Source organism: Pseudomonas sp. SK, assembly GCF_012975065.1.
Taxonomy (GTDB): Bacteria; Pseudomonadota; Gammaproteobacteria; order Pseudomonadales; family Pseudomonadaceae; genus Aquipseudomonas; species Aquipseudomonas anuradhapurensis.
Genome location: NZ_CP051857.1, coordinates 5,049,392 through 5,065,460, shown reverse-complemented (window position 1 = coordinate 5,065,460; position 16,069 = coordinate 5,049,392). Strand labels below are relative to the sequence as shown.

Below are 16,069 nucleotides of genomic sequence, written 5' to 3'. Positions count from 1 at the left end.
AGGAAAGCAATGAAAGTCCTATTTCTGGTGCAGAAGGAACAGCGGGCGATTCTTGACCGCCTGTACGATGGCGTCGCGGCCAACTGCGAATGCGACCTGCGCTGGCTGACCAGCGAAGACCAGCGCAACCTGCGCCGCTATTTCAAGCGGGAAGTGCAGGTCGAGCGCTATGACCGCATCGTGTTCTTCCTGCGTTTCAAGCAGGAGATTCGCCAGGCGGCGTTCATCCGCACGGTGCCGAATCTGGTCATCCTCGAGCATGACGCCTACCAGAACTACATCCCGTGCAAATACACCGGCAAATTCAGTGCGCACTACCGTAAGCTGCCATGGGCGCGAGTGATCAGCTCTGGCTACATGGTCAGCGAGCGCCTGCGCCAGGAAGGTTTCGATGCCGTGTTCGTGCCCAAGGGCTACGACGAGCAGTTGCTGAGTGACCAGGGGCGTGAGCGTGACATCGAACTGGCCTTTGTCGGCAGCACCAACAGCGTGGCCTACAGCGGCCGCAAGGCGCTGCTGGACGAGCTGGGCCGGGTCGAGAACCTGGTGGTGACCCGCACCAAGTCGGGTGAGGACTACTGCAACACGCTCAACCGCATCCGCTTCTTCGTCAGTGCCGACGTCGGCATGGGCGAATACATGATCAAGAACTTCGAAGCCATGGCCTGTGGCTGTGTGTTGCTGGCATATGACCAGGGCGAGCAAGAGAACCGCGCGCTGGGCCTGCAGGACATGCACAACGTGGTGTTCTATGACAGCATTCCGACCTTGCAGGAAAAGCTCCGCCGCTTGCGCGCGGAACCTGAACTGGCCCGGCGGATTGCTGAAAATGGCCGCCATCTGGCGGTTTCCCGTTTTAGTTTCGCCGCAGTTGGACGTAGCATCGTCGACCATATGCGCCCGGCGCTCAGGCCTCACCCGCCGTTGTCTGCATGGCAGCGGTTGCGTCTGACGCTGGGGATCTAACCGAACATTTTTCGGTCCTAGACAGCGAAAATCGACAGTCGCTACGTGGAGGGAGTCCGGTGCGCTTTTCAAATGAGAGTGATGTCACGCTTGTCGTGACTAGCTGTGGGCGGTTCGATCTGCTCAAAGATACCCTTGAGAGTTTCGACCGTTGCAACACCGCGCCGATTCGTGAGGTCTTCATCACTGAAGATTCTGGTGACGAAGCCGTGCATGGCGCTGTGCCGGAGCACTGGAAACCGCACTGCAAGGTGTTCGTGAACCAGCCAAAACTTGGCCAACTGCCGTCTATCGACCTGGCCTACAGCCACGTCAGGACGCCCTATATCTTCCATTGCGAGGACGACTGGCATTTCTATCGCCAGGGTTTCGTCGAAGATTCCCGCGCCGTTCTTGAGCTCCGTCCGGACATCCTGCAAGTATGGCTGCGCAGCCATGCCCACGATCTGGCTGTGCACAGCCCCTACATTCGTCTGGGCGAGCGCTTGTCGATCGGCGGCGTACCCTGCTACCCGCTGCTCTCCGACAAGGCCGAATGGCAGGCATTTTCGCTCAACCCGGGCTTGCGCCGGTTGAGCGATTACCAGCGCTGCGCGCCATATGCCGCCTATTCCGGGGAGAAGGCCCTTTCCCGTCGTTACGCGGAGCTGAACCTGTCTGCCGTGACCCTGGAAGGTGATGCGGTGCTGCACACCGGATGGGGTAACCACGTGACCTTGCCCGTTGAAGTGGAACGCAAGGCCAGGCGCCGTCAACGTGATCGGATGAAACTGGCATTGACGCTGGTTGCGGGTGCCTTGATTGGGGTAGGTATCAGCCTCCTGGTTCAATGATGTCGCTGTCCCACCTAACATGAGCGGGAGAGGACTCATGAACATCGTCAATGTGATGTGGGCCGGCGGAGCGCCGTACATGTCCATCCACAAGGTGCATCGACAGGTGCTGTTGCACGCTGGCGCCGATGCCCGGATCAGTAACTGGTTGCTGCTTGGCAGTGGGCTTTGTTGCGGGCTTGGGTCGACCCGCGAATGGCACCTGCCGTCACGTGCGCTGAAAGGGCGGCACCTTTGGCGACTGCTGCGTCCATGGCTGCGCATGCGCCTGCACAAGGCGCTGGTGGCGGCGCAGGCGGACATCCTCCTGCTCGACGGTGTAGGGGTGGCGCGCCTGCTGTTGCCGACCTTGCAGCGGCTGCCGCAGGTGCGGGCCAAGGTGCTGTTTCACGGCGAGACGCGCCTGGATGCCAGTGACGTGCGCCTGTTGCGCATGCTGCCCGCTGAGCGCCTGAGCGTCGCGGCGGTTTCGCAGACACTGGCCGAGTCGCTGCAGCGTGACCTTGGCAGGCCGGTGCAGACCCTGCGCATGGCGCTTGATCCGCAGGCTTTCGCTGCGCCGTTGTTGGGCCGGGAGGCGGCCAGGCAGGCCCTGCAATTGCCTCCGACAGCTGGGGTGATGCTGGGGGCCGTAGGGCGATTGGTGCACAGCAAAGGTTTCGAGATGCTGATCGAAGCGTTCGCCAAAGCCAGCGCGCGTCAGCCGGGCCTGCAATTGGCGATCGTCGGCGCTGGGCCCCTGCACCGGATGTTACAGGCCCGTATCGACGCCCTGGGCCTTATCGGCCGTGTTCATCTGTGCGGGCACCGCGACGATCTGCAACAGCTGTATCGGGCATTCGATTGGCTACTGATACCTTCGCGCTCCGAAGGCCTCGGGCTGGTGGTGCAGGAGGGCGTCATGGCCGGTGTGCCGCTGGTATGCAGCGACCTGCAGGTGTTTCGCGAGCAGTTGGGGAGTACCGGTGGTTACCTGCCGGTTGGTGATGAGCAGGCCTGGGCCGAGGCGATCGAGCGCTGCGCCTCGCTCGATGGCCCCGCAGTTGCCGAACAGCAACACCAGGCACTTGCCCCGGAACAGGCCTGGCAAGCATTCTGCAGCGGTTGCCACAGCCTGTTGCGCAACTGATGCTCAGCGGGCGAGCAATGCCGCCTCGAAGGCGGCGAGGGGGAACCGCTCGCCGAGCTTTTCCCGTTCGATATAGCGCACCATGTGCTGGACGTTGCGCCGGACCATGCGCGCCGACAGCGGCGGGCGCAGGAAGCGCATGTCAGCCACGTCGATCAGCCCCAACTGCTGGTCGGGCGTGACCACTACATTGCCCAGGTGCAACGAGCGGAAGTACACCCCGCTGCGGTGCAACTGGTGAATCAACTCGATCAGCCGCGGCAGGTAAACGTCCCAGCTGAACCCTTCATCACGCGACATCTGCAACAGGGTGCGCCCTGGCAGCGGCCGATACAGCACGGCGGTGCGGCCTGGCAGGTCGAGCTTGTGCTGGCTGATTACCTGCAGGGTAGGAATACCCATTTGCGCCAGGCGTGCGGCGTTGTCGACGAAACGTTGCGAGTATGGACGCAGCAGTGCAGATGAAATCAGCCGCTTCCTGCGAAAAACCTTGAGGAAATTACCATCCGCGAGCAGGTAGACTTTCGCACCATGGCTATCTGCCTCTAGCACCTGGGCGCCTAGTGTCAGCTGATCGAAGTCGACCTGGTTGAGCCGGGAGCATTGCATGAAAAGAGCCTTGTCATCGGGCGAACGAAATGACCGGCAATAATGCCGAAAATAATGTTGTTGCACCATTGGATGGTGTATTTGATTCATCGGGGGAAAGGATGTTGTATCAGAAAAGCTGGGCGAAGGCCTGGTTGGGCTTTGGTCTGGTCTGGTTCCTGGCAGCGATTGCCCTGGCGCCGAGCAACAAGGTCTATCAGCAAGGCCTGGTGTTGTTCCTGTGGTTGCCGACGCTGGTCCTGGCATGGTCTGCCAGGCAGGTACTGGTGCAGGCCTGGAAGCGTCAGCCCGCTTTATGGGGGAGTGTGCTGTTGCTGTTGGCGTGGAGCGCGCTGAGCCTGGCATGGTCGGTGGGCGAAGAGCCGGGACGTGAGGCCAAGCGCCTGCTCTACATTCTCGTGTTCCTGTTGGCGTTCCCGTTGCTCGCGCAGCTTGGCCAGGCACGCATTCGCCAGTTGCTGCTGGTCGGTAGCGCTCTACTGGCCGTTGCTGCACTGGTTTCGGTGGTTCATTTCTACGCCATGCAGGGCTTCCCTTTGCTGGCTCGCCTGCAAGGCATCGGCGAAATATCGCACCCGATCCTGGGCGCCTACGTCATCGGTTCGGCCGCGCTTGTCCTGCTGTACCAGCCGCCACAGCAGCGCGGCCTGCAGCTGGCGTGGCTGGCGGCCCTGGCTTGTCTGGGGCTGTTCGTCATGCTCAGCCAGAGCCGTGGGGCCGTGCTCGCCCTGGCGCTCACGGTGATTCTCGCCCCGCTGTGGTTCCGCGATCGCCACAGCCGGGTGTTTGCCATGCTGGCCGCCCTCGCCACCGGCCTGGCCTTGTATTTCCTGTATGACCTCATCGCCCACCGTGGCTCGTCCTATCGGCCGGAAATCTTCCATTCCGCGATCGACATGATTGCCGCGCATCCCTGGACCGGCCTTGGCCTGGGTGCAGCCTACGACGTGACGGTCGGAAAAATGCACTTCGACCACACACACAACATGTTCACCCATGTCGCTGTAGAGCTGGGCCTGCCCGGCATGCTGCTGTGGGTCATGGTTTGGCTGTACACGCTGGGTGAAATCGTGCGGGCACGTGGCACCCTGTTCGGCAAGGTCCTGCTCGGTTTCTGGGTCTACTCGACGCTGGCCATGCAATTCGATGCCGCCAGCCTCACCGGTACGCCGCGTGCCGAATGGTTCATCAGCTGGCTGCCGGTGGGCCTGGTCATGTTGCTGCCATGGGGGCGTGCCGAAAATGATGCCTGTGGTAAAATTTCCGGTTCAACCTGAACAGCGAGCTCGATAATGGCCGAAACACCGCGACCGGCGGAACACACCTCCAGCCTGAAGATCTACTTCCGGCTGTTGAGCTATGTGAAACCCTATGTCGGCATTTTCCTGCTGAGCATCATTGGTTTCGTGGTCTTTGCCTCGACCCAGCCCATGCTGGCCGGCATCCTCAAGTATTTCGTCGATGGGCTGAGCAACCCCGAAGCGGTGTTGTTCCCCAACGTCCCCTACCTGCGCGACCTGCAACTGTTGCAGGCGGTGCCGCTGCTGATCATCCTGATCGCCGCGTGGCAGGGCCTGGGTTCGTTCCTCGGCAACTACTTCCTGGCCAAGGTATCCTTGTGCCTGGTGCACGACCTGCGCGTGGAGTTGTTCAACAAGTTGCTGGTACTGCCCAACCGCTACTTCGACAACCACAACTCCGGGCACCTGATCTCGCGCATCACCTTCAACGTGACCATGGTCACCGGTGCGGCCACCGATGCGATCAAGGTGGTGATCCGTGAAGGCCTGACGGTGGTGTTCCTGTTCGCCTACCTGCTGTGGATGAACTGGCACCTGACCTTGGTGATGGTTGCCATCCTGCCGGTGATCGCGGTAATGGTCAGCGTCGCCAGCAAGAAATTCCGCAAGCAGAGCAAGAAGATCCAGGTGGCCATGGGCGACGTCACCCATGTCGCCTCGGAAACCATCCAGGGCTATCGCGTGGTCCGCAGCTTCGGCGGCGAAGCCTACGAGGAGCAGCGTTTCGCCAAGGCCAGCCAGAGCAACACCGACAAGCAGCTGCGCATGACCAAGACCGGCTCGCTGTACACGCCGATGCTGCAGCTGGTGATCTACTCGGCCATGGCTGCGTTGATGTTCCTGGTGCTGTTCCTGCGCGGTGAGTCCACTGCCGGTGACCTGGTGGCCTATATCACCGCCGCCGGCCTGCTGCCCAAGCCGATTCGACAGCTTTCCGAGGTCAGTTCGACCATCCAGAAGGGCCTGGCCGGTGCCGAGAGCATCTTCGAGCAACTGGACGAAACGCCTGAAGTGGACACCGGTACCGTCGAAAAGGAGCGGGTGGAAGGGCGCCTGGAAGTGCGCAACCTGAGCTTCACCTACCCCGGTACCGAGCGCGAAGTGCTCAGCGACATCAGCTTCGTCGCCGAGCCTGGGCAGATGATCGCCCTGGTCGGCCGCTCGGGCAGCGGCAAGTCGACCCTGGCGGCGTTGATCCCACGCTTCTATCACCACGACCAGGGGCAGATCCTGCTCGATGGCGTGGAGATCGAGAACTACCGCCTGCGCAACCTGCGTCGCCACGTTTCGCAGGTGACCCAGCACGTCACCCTGTTCAACGATACCGTGGCCAACAACATCGCCTACGGCGACTTGGCCGGGGCACCGCGCGCCGACATCGAAGCTGCTGCGGCCGATGCCTATGCCAAGGAGTTCGTCGACCGCTTGCCGAAAGGCTTCGATACCGAAGTGGGCGAGAATGGCGTATTGCTCTCCGGCGGCCAGCGCCAGCGCCTGGCCATTGCCCGGGCATTGCTGAAAAACGCACCGCTGTTGATCCTCGACGAAGCCACCTCGGCGCTGGACACCGAGTCCGAGCGGCATATCCAGGCTGCCCTGGACCATGTGATGCAAGGCCGTACCACGCTGGTGATCGCCCACCGCCTGTCGACCATCGAGAAGGCCGACCAGATCCTGGTAATGGATCAGGGCCGTCTGGTCGAACGCGGCACCCATGCCGAGTTGCTTGCGGCCAATGGCCATTATGCCCGCCTGCATGCCATGGGCCTGGATGAGCCGGCCAAGGCCGATATCACCTGAACCTTCGTTGATCGGGGCCGTCACGGCCCCGATTGTCACGGGAATTTTCCTGGGCTGATATGGCCGTAAAGCCGTCGCCAACCCTGTGCTAATATCCTGCCCCTGTTCATTATTTCCATATGGGTTGCCCATGAAGTTGTCCATGCCGCGTTTCGATCAAGCCCCGGTACTGGTGGTCGGCGATGTCATGCTCGACCGCTACTGGCATGGCGGTACTTCGCGTATCTCGCCGGAAGCGCCAGTCCCGGTGGTCAAGGTCGATCAGATCGAGGATCGCCCCGGCGGCGCGGCCAACGTTGCCTTGAACATCGCCGCCCTGGGTGCACCGGCGGCGCTGATCGGCGTCACCGGCCAGGACGAGGCCGCCGACAGCCTGGCCAACAGCCTGCAGGCTGCCGGCGTGCGCTCGGTGTTCCAGCGCATCGCGCACCAGCCGACCATCGTCAAGCTGCGGGTCATGAGCCGTCACCAGCAGCTGCTGCGCATCGATTTCGAAGAACCGTTCGCCACCGACCCGCTGTCGCTGGGCGCCGAGGTCGACAACCTGCTCGAAGGCGTCAAGGTGCTGGTCCTGTCCGACTACGGCAAGGGCGCACTGAAAAACCACCAGAGCCTGATCGAGGCGGCCCGGGCCAAGGGCATTCCGGTGCTCGCCGACCCCAAGGGCAAGGACTTCTCCATCTACCGTGGCGCCAGCCTGATCACCCCGAACCTCAGCGAGTTCGAGGCCATCGTCGGCCGTTGCGCCGATGAGGCCGACCTGGTCGCCAAGGGCCTGCAGCTGCTGCAGGATCTGGACCTGGGGGCCTTGCTGGTGACCCGTGGCGAGCACGGCATGACCCTGTTGCGCAGCGGCCAGCCGGCGCTGCACCTGCCGGCGCGGGCGCGGGAAGTATTCGACGTGACCGGTGCCGGCGATACCGTCATCTCCACCCTCGCGGCAGCCATCGCTGCCGGTGAGGACCTGCCGCACGCGGTGGCCCTGGCCAACCTGGCGGCGGGTATCGTGGTCGGCAAGCTGGGTACGGCGGCGATTAGCGCCCCCGAACTGCGCCGGGCCATCCAGCGTGAAGAAGGCTCCGAGCGCGGTGTGCTGGGCCTGGAGCAACTGCTGTTGGCGATCGACGACGCGCGGGCGCACAAAGAGAAGATCGTCTTTACCAACGGTTGCTTCGACATCCTGCATGCCGGGCATGTCACCTACCTGGAGCAGGCCCGTGCCCAGGGTGACCGCCTGATCGTCGCGGTCAACGACGATGCCTCGGTCAGCCGCCTGAAAGGGCCGGGTCGGCCGATCAACAGCGTCGACCGGCGCATGGCCGTACTGGCCGGGCTGGGCGCGGTGGACTGGGTGATCAGCTTCCCGGAGGGTACCCCGGAGAACCTGCTGAGCCAGGTCAAGCCGGATGTGCTGGTCAAGGGTGGTGACTACGGCATCGACCAGGTGGTTGGCGCCGATATCGTCAAGGCCTATGGCGGTACCGTGAAGGTGCTGGGGCTGGTCGAGAACAGCTCGACCACGGCGATCGTCGAGAAGATCCGCAAGCACTGACCTGCCCTTGGGGGCCGCTTCGCGGCCCATCGCGACACAAGGCCGCTGCTACAGCAGGCAGCGCAACGCCCAGGTTTGCGCGGTCCCCTGTAGGAGCGGCCTTGTGTCGCGATGGGCTGCGCAGCAGCCCCCGGATCCTACTTGTGCAGCGAAGTGCGCGCCCGCTCCAGCAGCGCCCGCGCCTTGTCTCCAAAGCGCTGCAGGTGCGAGGCCCGCACCGGCTTGCTTTCCACTAACCCCTGCTGCTTCACCCAATCCTTCCAGCGCACCCGCTCTTCCTTCACCACCCAACCCTCCTGGTGAGCAAAACTTTCAGCCAGGTGTAGCCCCCGCGTGCTTGCCGGTACCAGCTCATCCTTTTTCAGCGTATACAGCTCGGCCAGTGGCTGGCCGTCCTGCAAAGGCATCAGGTACAGGTCCGGCCGTTTGCGGTTGAGCCGCGCCACCAGTTGGTCACCTTCGAGCCGCTCATCGACGTGGAACAGGCTGAGCTTCTTGGCCTCCCGAGGTACCTGCAGGCGCATGTCATAAATCAGCTGCAACGAAGCGGTAGGCAGGTGTACATAGGCTCGTGGCCGCTCCAGCAGCATCAGTTTGCCGCAATGCACCGGGCGCGCAGCACCGGACTGCGGGGTCAGCACAAAGTGTGGGTTTTCGCGGTAGTGCAGGGCAGCGGCGTAGGGCACTGGCAGCCAGGTATCGTTGAAGCGCCCGCCCAGCCAGCCTTCCGGGGTTTCCAACAGGCATTCCTCGGCCACTTCCTGCACCGCAGTGTGCAACGGCAGGTTCAGTTCCTGCGCCGGCACGTAACCGGAAATCAGCTTCAGCACCACATCGCCACGGTCTTGCCGGCGCTGGCGTACCAATACCCAGTAATCACGGTTCTGCCAATGCAAGGTCAGTCGCACCGACACGCCCAGGTTGGCCAGTTCCACCACGAAGCGCTGCGCATCGGGCAACTGGATGGCCTTGCGCCGCTGTTGGGTCTGGGCGAAATTCAGCGGCATGCCGATGCTCTGGTAGATCAGCCCCTCGGGCGTGGCCTCGACATGCAGCGGCAGGGTCTTGAAGTTGCTCGGGTTCTTGCGGATCAGCGTACGCGCCACGAGGCTCCTCCTTGCGTCGGGTCAGTCTCCAGGCCAGTAGGCCAGGGGCAACTCAATGCCGGCCCAGAATACGGGCGACGGTCGCCACGTTATGGGCCAGGTGCAGCGGATTGATGGTGCCGACGATAGCACTGCTGACACCCGGATGGGCAAACAGCAGCTCGAAGCTGGCTTGCACCGGGTCCACCCCTGGGGCCAGGCAGATATGCCCGCTGGCCAAGGCCTTCTTCACCAGAATGGCCTTGCCGTGCTCGGCAGCGTAGTCCAGCACCGGGCGTTCTGCCTGCTCGTTGAGGTTGTAGGTGACCATGGCGCAATCGCCTTGCTCCAGCGCCTTCAGGCCGCCGACGACAGTCTTGCCGGACAGGCCATAGCCGAGGATCTTGCCCTCCTGCTTGAGCTCGGCGAGGGTCTGGTACACCTCCTGCTGTTCGAGTATGGCCAGGTCGTTGCCGTCGGAGTGCACCAGCACCAGCTCGATGCGGTCGGTTTCCAGGCGCTGCAGGCTGCGCTCCACCGAACGGCGGGTGTGGGCAGCACTGAAGTCGAAGCGTGACTGGCCGTTGTCGAATTCTTCGCCGACCTTGCTGACGATCACCCATTCATCACGCTGGCCGCGCAGCAGCGGGCCCAGGCGCTCTTCGCTGCGGCCGTAGGCAGGTGCGGTGTCGATCAGGTTGATACCCAGCTCGCGGGCCTGGGCCAACAGCAGGCGGGCGTCGTCATCACCGGGGATGGTGAAGCCGGTGGGGTACTTGACGCCCTGGTCGCGGCCCAGCTTGACCGTGCCCAGGCCCAGCGGCGAAACCTTGAGGCCAGTGCTGCCCAAGGGGCGGTGGAAGTCGTGCAGGGTTGGCAGGCTCATGGCAGCAGTTGCTCCCAGGCCGGTACGCCCAGTGGTGGGCGTGGCAGGTCGGGTAGGTCCGCCTGGGCCTGTGGGTGGATGCCGTCACGCTCCAGGTGGGCGATTACCCGGTCGCTGAAGTCCGGCGCCAGGGCCAGCTTGGTCGGCCAGCCGACCAGCAGGCGTTGCTGGTCGGCGAGGAAGGCGTTGTCGGGGCGCACCAGGCCCGATTGTGCTGGTTCCGCGCGGCTGACCCGCAGGGTGGCCCAGCGCACCTGGCTCTGGTCGACCCATGGCAGCAGGCTGGCGATTTCCTTCTGTGCCGCCGCGATTTGCGCCGACGGCTCGCGGGCGACGCCATCGGCCTCGGCCAGGTCGCCGCCCAGGTACCAGACCCACTGGCCATCGGCGGCCGGATGGGTGGTGACGGTCACCCGCGGCTTCGGCCCGCCACCCAGGCAGTGGGCATAAAGCGGCTTCAGGTTGGCGCCTTTGGCCATGACCATGTGCAGTGGGCGGGTCTGCATGGCTGGCTGGTTCAGGCCCAGGGCATGCAGCAAGTCTTCGGTGCCGGCGCCAGCGCTGAGCACGATGCGCTGGGCGCGGATGTCGCGGCCATCCACGCACAGGCCGACCAGCTCGTCAGCCTCGCGCAACGGTTCGATGCGCTCGCCGGCCAGCAGGCTGTCACCCGCCAGTTCGGCCAGGTTGGCCAGCAGGCTGGGCACGTCGACGACCAGTTCGGCCAGGCGATAGACCTTGCCCTTGAAGGCGCGGTCCTGCAGTGCCGGTGGCAATTGCTCGCCCTTCACCTGATCGACCCGGCCGCGCACGGCCTTGCTGGCGAAGAAGCTGGTGAGGTTGCCGGCCAGGGTGCCTGGCGACCACAGGTAGTGGGCGTCGGACAACAGGCGGGTATGGGTAAGGTCCAGCTCGCCGCTGCCATTCAGCGCTTCGCGCCAGCGGCGCGGCATGTCGGCGATGGCTTCCGAGGCACCGGTGAGGGCGCCGTGCAGGGCGTATTTGGTACCGCCATGGATGATGCCCTGGGACTTGATGGTCTGCTCGCCGCCAAGGCTGGCGCGCTCCACCAGCACTGTCGAATAGCCCAGGCGGCGCAGGCGGGCATTGAGCCAGAGGCCTGCGACCCCGGCGCCGACGATCAGCACGTCAGTGGAAATGGCGGATGGCATGGCGGTACCTCGAAGACTGGGACAGCTGGCAAGTATACAGAGTATACCTGCGAGGGCCCTATCGCCGGCCAGCCAGCCTACAGGGGGAGCGTTGGCCCAGCGGCCTGCGCTACCCCTGTGGGAGCTGGCTTGTCGGCGACAAGGCCCTCGCAGGCGGCATCAATGCCCAGCCGTCTTCGAAAACAGCTGGATCACCACCACCCCACCCACGATCATCGCCATGCCCAGCATGGCCGGCACATCCAGCTTCTGCCCATAGATCACCAGCGCCGCCACACTGATCAGCACGATCCCCAACCCAGACCAGATGGCATAGGCGATCCCTACCGGAATGCTACGGACTACCAGGGTCAGCATCCAGAACGCGATCGCGTAGCCAATCACCATCAGCAACAGCGGCAGCGGCGTGCTCAGGCCTTTCACCGCTTTCATCGAGGCGGTGGCAATGACTTCGGCGCAAATGGCGATGGCGAGGTAGGTGTAGGCATTCATGACGGGATCCTCCGGTGACAGGCCGCAGATTCTAGACTCACCCTGGATGGGGTAAAGTCATTACCTATCAACAGTGGAGATAGGTCGATGGCCGAACAGTGGAACCTCGAACAGTTGCGCACGTTCCTGCGGGTCGCCGAATTGCGCTCGTTCTCCGCCGTGGCCCGCGAACAACGCAAAGCCCAGTCGGCGATCAGCAGTGCGATTGCCATGCTTGAAGCCGACCTTGGGGTGACCTTGTTCGAGCGCAGCAGTGGGCGCCAGCCCAAGCTGACCGAAAACGGCAGTGCCCTGCTGCTGGATGCCCGTGAACTGTTGCGCCAATGCGAGCGCCTGGATGGGCGCGCGCTGGCGCTGATGCGTGGGCAGGAGGCCTTGCTGCGGGTGGCCCAGGACGAAGCCATGCCCTACCAGCCGGTCATCGACAGCCTCGACGAACTGGCCAGCCGCTACCCGTTCCTGGAAGTGCAACTGGCCAGCGGCGCGCAAGGCGATGTCGCGCGCAAACTGGTGGAGCGACGTGCCGACCTGGGGCTGTTTTTCAATCACGAAAGCATCCCGGCCTCGTTGGACCGGCGTGCCTTGGGCAGCGTGGAAATGGTTACCGTGTGCGCGGTCGGCCACCCGCTGGCAGGCGAAGGCCGGGTCACCCGCCAGCAACTGGCCCGCCACCGGCAGTTGCTGATCACCCCGCAGCAAAGTGGCTACCCGGGCGGCGAGGCGATCAGCCCGCAGGTGTGGCGCGCCGACAGCTTCTACGCCATGGCCGAACTGTTGATGCGCGGGCTGGGCTGGGCCTGGCTGCCGCGACACGTGGTGCAATACCCGACCTACCAGGCGCACATGGTCGAACTGGACAGCGAGTGGCGACCGCCGGCCCTGGTGGCGGAACTGGCCTGGCGCCGTGACGCGCCCTTGGGCCCGGCCGCACAGTGGTTGGCCGAGCGCTTTGCAGTGCACCTGCGCGCGATCGGGTAAACTCCGCCGCCATGAACAGAACACTCTATACCTTGCTGTTTCACCTGGGCCTGCCGCTGGTTGCGCTGCGCCTGTACCTGCGCGCGCGCAAGGCGCCGGCCTATGGCCAGCGCATCGGCGAGCGCTTTGCCTGCAAGCTGCCGGCCATGCGCCAGGGCGGCATATGGGTACATGCCGTTTCGGTGGGCGAGAGTATCGCTGCGGCGCCGATGGTGCGTGCCTTGCTCAAGGCCTACCCTGGGCTGCCGATTACCCTGACCTGCATGACGCCCACCGGTTCCGAGCGTATTCGCGCCCTGTTCGCCGACGAACCACGCGTGCAGCATTGCTACCTGCCGTACGACCTGCCTTGGGCGGCGGGGCGTTTCCTCGACCATGTGCGGCCGAAGCTGGGCATCATCATGGAAACCGAGCTGTGGCCCAACCATATCCACCAGTGTGCCCGGCGTGGCATCCCGGTGGCCTTGGCCAACGCGCGTCTTTCCGAGCGTTCGGCCCGTGGCTATGGGCGCTTTGCCAAACTGACCCGGCCAATGCTGGCCGAGATGAGCCTGATTGCCGTGCAGACCGAAACCGAGGCCCAGCGCTTCCGTGAGCTGGGCGCGCGCCCCGAGTGCGTGCAGGTCACCGGTTCGATCAAGTTCGACCTGAAGGTCGACCAACAACTGCTGCCACGGGCCAGGGCATTGCGTGAACAGTGGGGGGCCGAGCAGCGCCCGGTGTGGATCGCCGCCAGCACCCACGAAGGCGAGGATGCCTTGATCCTGCAGGCGCATCGGCAGTTGCTGCAGGTACATGGTGATGCGTTGCTGATCCTGGTGCCGCGTCACCCCGAGCGGTTCGCTGCGGTGCACGCGCTGTGCAGCGAACAGTTCACCAGCGTGCGTCGCTCGGCCGGTACCCCTGTCGATGCGCAGACGCAGGTGTTGGTCGGCGACACCATGGGCGAGTTGCTGTTCCTCTATGCATTGGCCGACATTGCCTTCGTTGGCGGCAGCCTGGTAGCGACCGGTGGGCACAACCCGCTGGAGCCCGCAGCGCTGGCCTTGCCGGTGCTGATGGGGCCGCATGTGTTCAACTTCCTCGAGATCAGCGCCATGCTGCGCGAGGCGGGGGCGTTGCAACAGGTGGACGATGCCGACGGTTTGGCCGAGGCCGTGCGCCGGTTGATTGAGCTGCCGCAGGATGCCCAGCGCATGGGCGAGGCGGGCAGAGCGGTGATGCAGGCCAATCAGGGGGCGTTGCAGCGGCTGCTCGATGGCCTTGGTAACCTCATCTGATCTCCGGATAGATCCTCACAGCGATGTGATCCCTGTAGCAGCGGCCTTGTGTCGCGATGGGGCGCGCAGCGGCCCCGAGTACAGCAAACCCGGTCCATCTCAATGACCGACTGTGCTCCCCCAGGGCCGCTGCGCGCCCCATCGCGACACAAGGCCGCTCCTGCACGCTTCAGGGGCGCCGTTCGAAGTTCTTTGCCGCCGCCGCAGCCAGGTCCGGCGGCAGGAAGTCCTTGTCCGGGTTGTAGTCCGGTTTCAGGTACTGCTTGAGGTCCTGCAGGTCCTGCGGGCTGAGGGTGCCGGCGGCCTGCTTCAGGCTCAGGTTGTCGAGGATGTAGTCGTAGCGGCTGTTGTTGTAGTCGCGCACCGAGGTATACAGCTGGCGCTGGGCGTCGAGCACGTCGACGATGTTGCGGGTACCCACCTGGTAGCCGATTTCGGTGGCTTCCAGTGCGCTCTGGTTGGAGATGATCGACTGTTTGCGCGCTTGCACCTGTTCCACATCGGTGTTCACCGCGCGATGCAGGTTGCGGGTGTTCTCCACCACCTGGCGGCGCAGGCTCTCGCGTTGCTGCTCGCTCTGGCTCAGGCGCTGGTAGGCCTCGCGCACCTGCGAACTGGTCAGGCCGCCGCTGTAGATCGGGATATTCAGTTGCAGGCCGACGCTGGTCTGCTCGACATCACCGCTGTAATGCACCCCTGGCAGGGAAGGGTTGGTGAAACCGAGGCTGTCGTTATCACCTTTCTGGTACTTGGCCACCGCATCCAGCGTCGGCGCATGGCCGGCCTTGCGCTGGCGCAGCGTCTCCTCGGCAGCGGCAACCGCATAGTTGGTCGCCAGCAGGTTGAGGTTCTGGCGCCCGGCAGTCTCGACCCAGGCCTTGGCGTCGTTCGGGGTAGGTACCTGCACCGGCAATGTGTGGACCACGCCCTGGATCGACGTGTAATCACGGTTGGTCAGCGTCACCAGGGCCTCGAAGGCATCCTGTACCTGGCGTTCGGCAATGATCCGGTTGGCGCGTGCAGTGTCGTAGCTGGCCTGCGACTGGAGGACATCGGTCTTGTCCGACAGGCCCACATCGAAGCGCTCGTTGGACTGGTCCAGCTGGCGCTTGAACGCGGCTTCCTCGGCCTTGGTAGCAGCCAGGTTGTCCTGGGCCCGAAGGACGGCGAAATAGTTCTGCGCAGTTTGCAATATCAGGTTCTGCTCGGTGGCCGACAGCTCCAGTGCTGCTTGTTCATTGACGGCCTCGGCGGCCTGCAACTGGAACCAGCGGTCAGCGCGGAAGATCGGTTGGGCCAGGGTCGCGCTCCACGAGTTGCCGCTGCGGTTGGAGGTCATCGACGGCTCATCCAGCTTGGTGCGCGTGTTCATCATCTCGGCACCGGCCGACAGGTTCGGTAGCAACCCGGCACGCGCCTGCGGCACCACTTCGCGACGGGCGCCGTAATCGGCGCGGGCTGCGGCCAGGTCAGCGTTGTTGTCCACCGCTTCCTGGTAAACGCTGACCAGGTCGGTTTTCACTGTAGAGGGCACGTCCGCTGCCCAGACCACTCCGTTGGACGCACAAGACACGGCTATTGCCAGTGAGAGTTTGCGCAGCATAGAGGCAATCCTTGTACGAAGTTTAATTACTGAACTGTTGAGTATCGAGCGACGGGCCAGTGTAGTGCCATGCGCACCCGGCAACAATGCTCGGCGTACCTTTCATCATCCGCGCATTTACCCGCTTGGCTTTGCCGACCACTCCAGTCTAGACTGCGCATGTTCTTGTCGGGGTGCCTTGAAGCAAAGGCTGAGATCGCAAAGTTGCGGATCCCGTTGAACCTGATCAGGTTAGCGCCTGCGTAGGGAACAAGATTGCTCGCCTTCCCGGCCAGCCTCTTGTGCCAGGTCCGGGAATGTCACAGCTGCATGCAGCTTCAGGCACCCCCATATCCGGCACTGCACCCGTTAAGGGGTGCGTCCGCGCCTTTCAGGTTCACCCC

The 16,069-nt window shown here is 63.8% G+C and carries 14 protein-coding genes and 1 riboswitch; of the genes, 8 read left to right on the top strand and 6 right to left on the bottom strand.

Translation table 11 applies throughout. The features are described 5' to 3' along the window. Window positions 1–9: 9 nt before the first annotated feature. From HG549_RS23145 to HG549_RS23135, 3 genes are read left to right on the top strand one after another with little or no spacing between them, the layout of a single operon-like run. Window positions 10–966 carry a glycosyltransferase gene (locus HG549_RS23145; RefSeq protein WP_170033084.1) on the top strand — a complete coding sequence of 319 codons (957 nt, stop codon included), beginning with the start codon at window positions 10–12 and terminating at the stop codon, window positions 964–966. A gap of 59 nt (window positions 967–1,025) precedes the next feature. Continuing rightward, window positions 1,026–1,799, top strand: coding sequence for a glycosyltransferase family 2 protein (locus tag HG549_RS23140; RefSeq protein WP_170033082.1), 774 nt, complete (start codon window positions 1,026–1,028; stop codon window positions 1,797–1,799). 37 nt (window positions 1,800–1,836) lie between these two features. After that, on the top strand, window positions 1,837–2,928 hold the full coding sequence (locus tag HG549_RS23135) for a glycosyltransferase (RefSeq protein WP_170033080.1): 1,092 nt from the start codon (window positions 1,837–1,839) through the stop codon (window positions 2,926–2,928). Between the two features lie 3 nt (window positions 2,929–2,931). Here HG549_RS23135 and HG549_RS23130 read toward each other — a convergent pair whose 3' ends face one another. Further along, window positions 2,932–3,537, bottom strand: a complete 606-nt coding sequence (locus HG549_RS23130) for a toluene tolerance protein (RefSeq protein WP_170033078.1) — start codon at window positions 3,535–3,537, stop codon at window positions 2,932–2,934. 101 nt (window positions 3,538–3,638) lie between these two features. On the opposite strand from HG549_RS23130, the gene HG549_RS23125 reads away from it, so the two are divergent. The 3 genes from HG549_RS23125 to hldE all read left to right on the top strand — a co-directional run bounded on the left by HG549_RS23125 (window position 3,639) and on the right by hldE (window position 8,190). Next, window positions 3,639–4,814, top strand: coding sequence for an O-antigen ligase (locus HG549_RS23125; RefSeq protein WP_170033076.1), 1,176 nt, complete (start codon window positions 3,639–3,641; stop codon window positions 4,812–4,814). Between the two features lie 15 nt (window positions 4,815–4,829). Then, entirely contained in the window at window positions 4,830–6,638 is a 1,809-nt protein-coding gene (msbA, locus tag HG549_RS23120; protein ID WP_170033074.1) for a lipid A export permease/ATP-binding protein MsbA, read from the top strand. Window positions 6,639–6,768: 130 nt separating this feature from the next. Next, complete coding sequence (gene hldE / locus HG549_RS23115) at window positions 6,769–8,190, top strand: bifunctional D-glycero-beta-D-manno-heptose-7-phosphate kinase/D-glycero-beta-D-manno-heptose 1-phosphate adenylyltransferase HldE (protein WP_170033072.1); 1,422 nt, start codon at window positions 6,769–6,771, stop codon at window positions 8,188–8,190. A 137-nt stretch (window positions 8,191–8,327) separates the two neighbouring features. Here hldE and HG549_RS23110 read toward each other — a convergent pair whose 3' ends face one another. From HG549_RS23110 to HG549_RS23095, 4 genes are all read right to left on the bottom strand, one after another. Beyond that, window positions 8,328–9,296 (bottom strand): metal ABC transporter ATPase, encoded by a 969-nt coding sequence (locus HG549_RS23110; RefSeq protein WP_170033070.1) that lies wholly within the window; start codon window positions 9,294–9,296, stop codon window positions 8,328–8,330. A 52-nt stretch (window positions 9,297–9,348) separates the two neighbouring features. Continuing rightward, complete coding sequence (locus tag HG549_RS23105) at window positions 9,349–10,161, bottom strand: aldo/keto reductase (protein WP_170033068.1); 813 nt, start codon at window positions 10,159–10,161, stop codon at window positions 9,349–9,351. Next, a complete protein-coding gene (locus HG549_RS23100) occupies window positions 10,158–11,333 on the bottom strand; it encodes an FAD-binding oxidoreductase (RefSeq protein WP_170033066.1) in 1,176 nt (391 codons plus the stop codon). The genes HG549_RS23105 and HG549_RS23100 overlap by 4 nt, the downstream gene beginning before the upstream one ends. A 159-nt stretch (window positions 11,334–11,492) precedes the next feature. Beyond that, on the bottom strand, window positions 11,493–11,825 hold the full coding sequence (locus tag HG549_RS23095; RefSeq protein WP_170033064.1) for a multidrug efflux SMR transporter: 333 nt from the start codon (window positions 11,823–11,825) through the stop codon (window positions 11,493–11,495). Between the two features lie 87 nt (window positions 11,826–11,912). Here HG549_RS23095 and HG549_RS23090 point away from each other — a divergent pair, with 87 nt between their 5' ends. Further along, window positions 11,913–12,803, top strand: coding sequence for a LysR family transcriptional regulator (locus HG549_RS23090; RefSeq protein WP_170033062.1), 891 nt, complete (start codon window positions 11,913–11,915; stop codon window positions 12,801–12,803). An 11-nt stretch (window positions 12,804–12,814) separates the two neighbouring features. After that, window positions 12,815–14,083 carry a lipid IV(A) 3-deoxy-D-manno-octulosonic acid transferase gene (gene waaA, locus HG549_RS23085; protein ID WP_170033060.1) on the top strand — a complete coding sequence of 423 codons (1,269 nt, stop codon included), beginning with the start codon at window positions 12,815–12,817 and terminating at the stop codon, window positions 14,081–14,083. Between the two features lie 169 nt (window positions 14,084–14,252). On the opposite strand, the gene HG549_RS23080 is transcribed toward waaA, so the two are convergent. Beyond that, window positions 14,253–15,686, bottom strand: coding sequence for a TolC family outer membrane protein (locus HG549_RS23080; protein WP_170033058.1), 1,434 nt, complete (start codon window positions 15,684–15,686; stop codon window positions 14,253–14,255). A 159-nt stretch (window positions 15,687–15,845) separates the two neighbouring features. Continuing rightward, window positions 15,846–15,952: riboswitch (TPP riboswitch) on the top strand. The last annotated feature ends 117 nt before the right edge of the window (window positions 15,953–16,069 follow it).

What these genes read in the sequence shown, in the direction of transcription:
- HG549_RS23145 (WP_170033084.1), top strand. Translation starts at nt 10, where the DNA reads ATGAAAGTCCTATTTCTGGTGCAGAAGGAACAGCGGGCGATTCTTGAC.
- hldE (WP_170033072.1), top strand. Translation starts at nt 6,769, where the DNA reads ATGAAGTTGTCCATGCCGCGTTTCGATCAAGCCCCGGTACTGGTGGTC.
- waaA (WP_170033060.1), top strand. Translation starts at nt 12,815, where the DNA reads ATGAACAGAACACTCTATACCTTGCTGTTTCACCTGGGCCTGCCGCTG.
- HG549_RS23130 (WP_170033078.1), bottom strand. Translation starts at nt 3,537, where the DNA reads ATGCAATGCTCCCGGCTCAACCAGGTCGACTTCGATCAGCTGACACTA.
- HG549_RS23105 (WP_170033068.1), bottom strand. Translation starts at nt 10,161, where the DNA reads ATGAGCCTGCCAACCCTGCACGACTTCCACCGCCCCTTGGGCAGCACT.
- msbA (WP_170033074.1), top strand. Translation starts at nt 4,830, where the DNA reads ATGGCCGAAACACCGCGACCGGCGGAACACACCTCCAGCCTGAAGATC.
- HG549_RS23135 (WP_170033080.1), top strand. Translation starts at nt 1,837, where the DNA reads ATGAACATCGTCAATGTGATGTGGGCCGGCGGAGCGCCGTACATGTCC.
- HG549_RS23100 (WP_170033066.1), bottom strand. Translation starts at nt 11,333, where the DNA reads ATGCCATCCGCCATTTCCACTGACGTGCTGATCGTCGGCGCCGGGGTC.
- HG549_RS23095 (WP_170033064.1), bottom strand. Translation starts at nt 11,825, where the DNA reads ATGAATGCCTACACCTACCTCGCCATCGCCATTTGCGCCGAAGTCATT.
- HG549_RS23090 (WP_170033062.1), top strand. Translation starts at nt 11,913, where the DNA reads ATGGCCGAACAGTGGAACCTCGAACAGTTGCGCACGTTCCTGCGGGTC.
- HG549_RS23080 (WP_170033058.1), bottom strand. Translation starts at nt 15,686, where the DNA reads ATGCTGCGCAAACTCTCACTGGCAATAGCCGTGTCTTGTGCGTCCAAC.
- HG549_RS23125 (WP_170033076.1), top strand. Translation starts at nt 3,639, where the DNA reads ATGTTGTATCAGAAAAGCTGGGCGAAGGCCTGGTTGGGCTTTGGTCTG.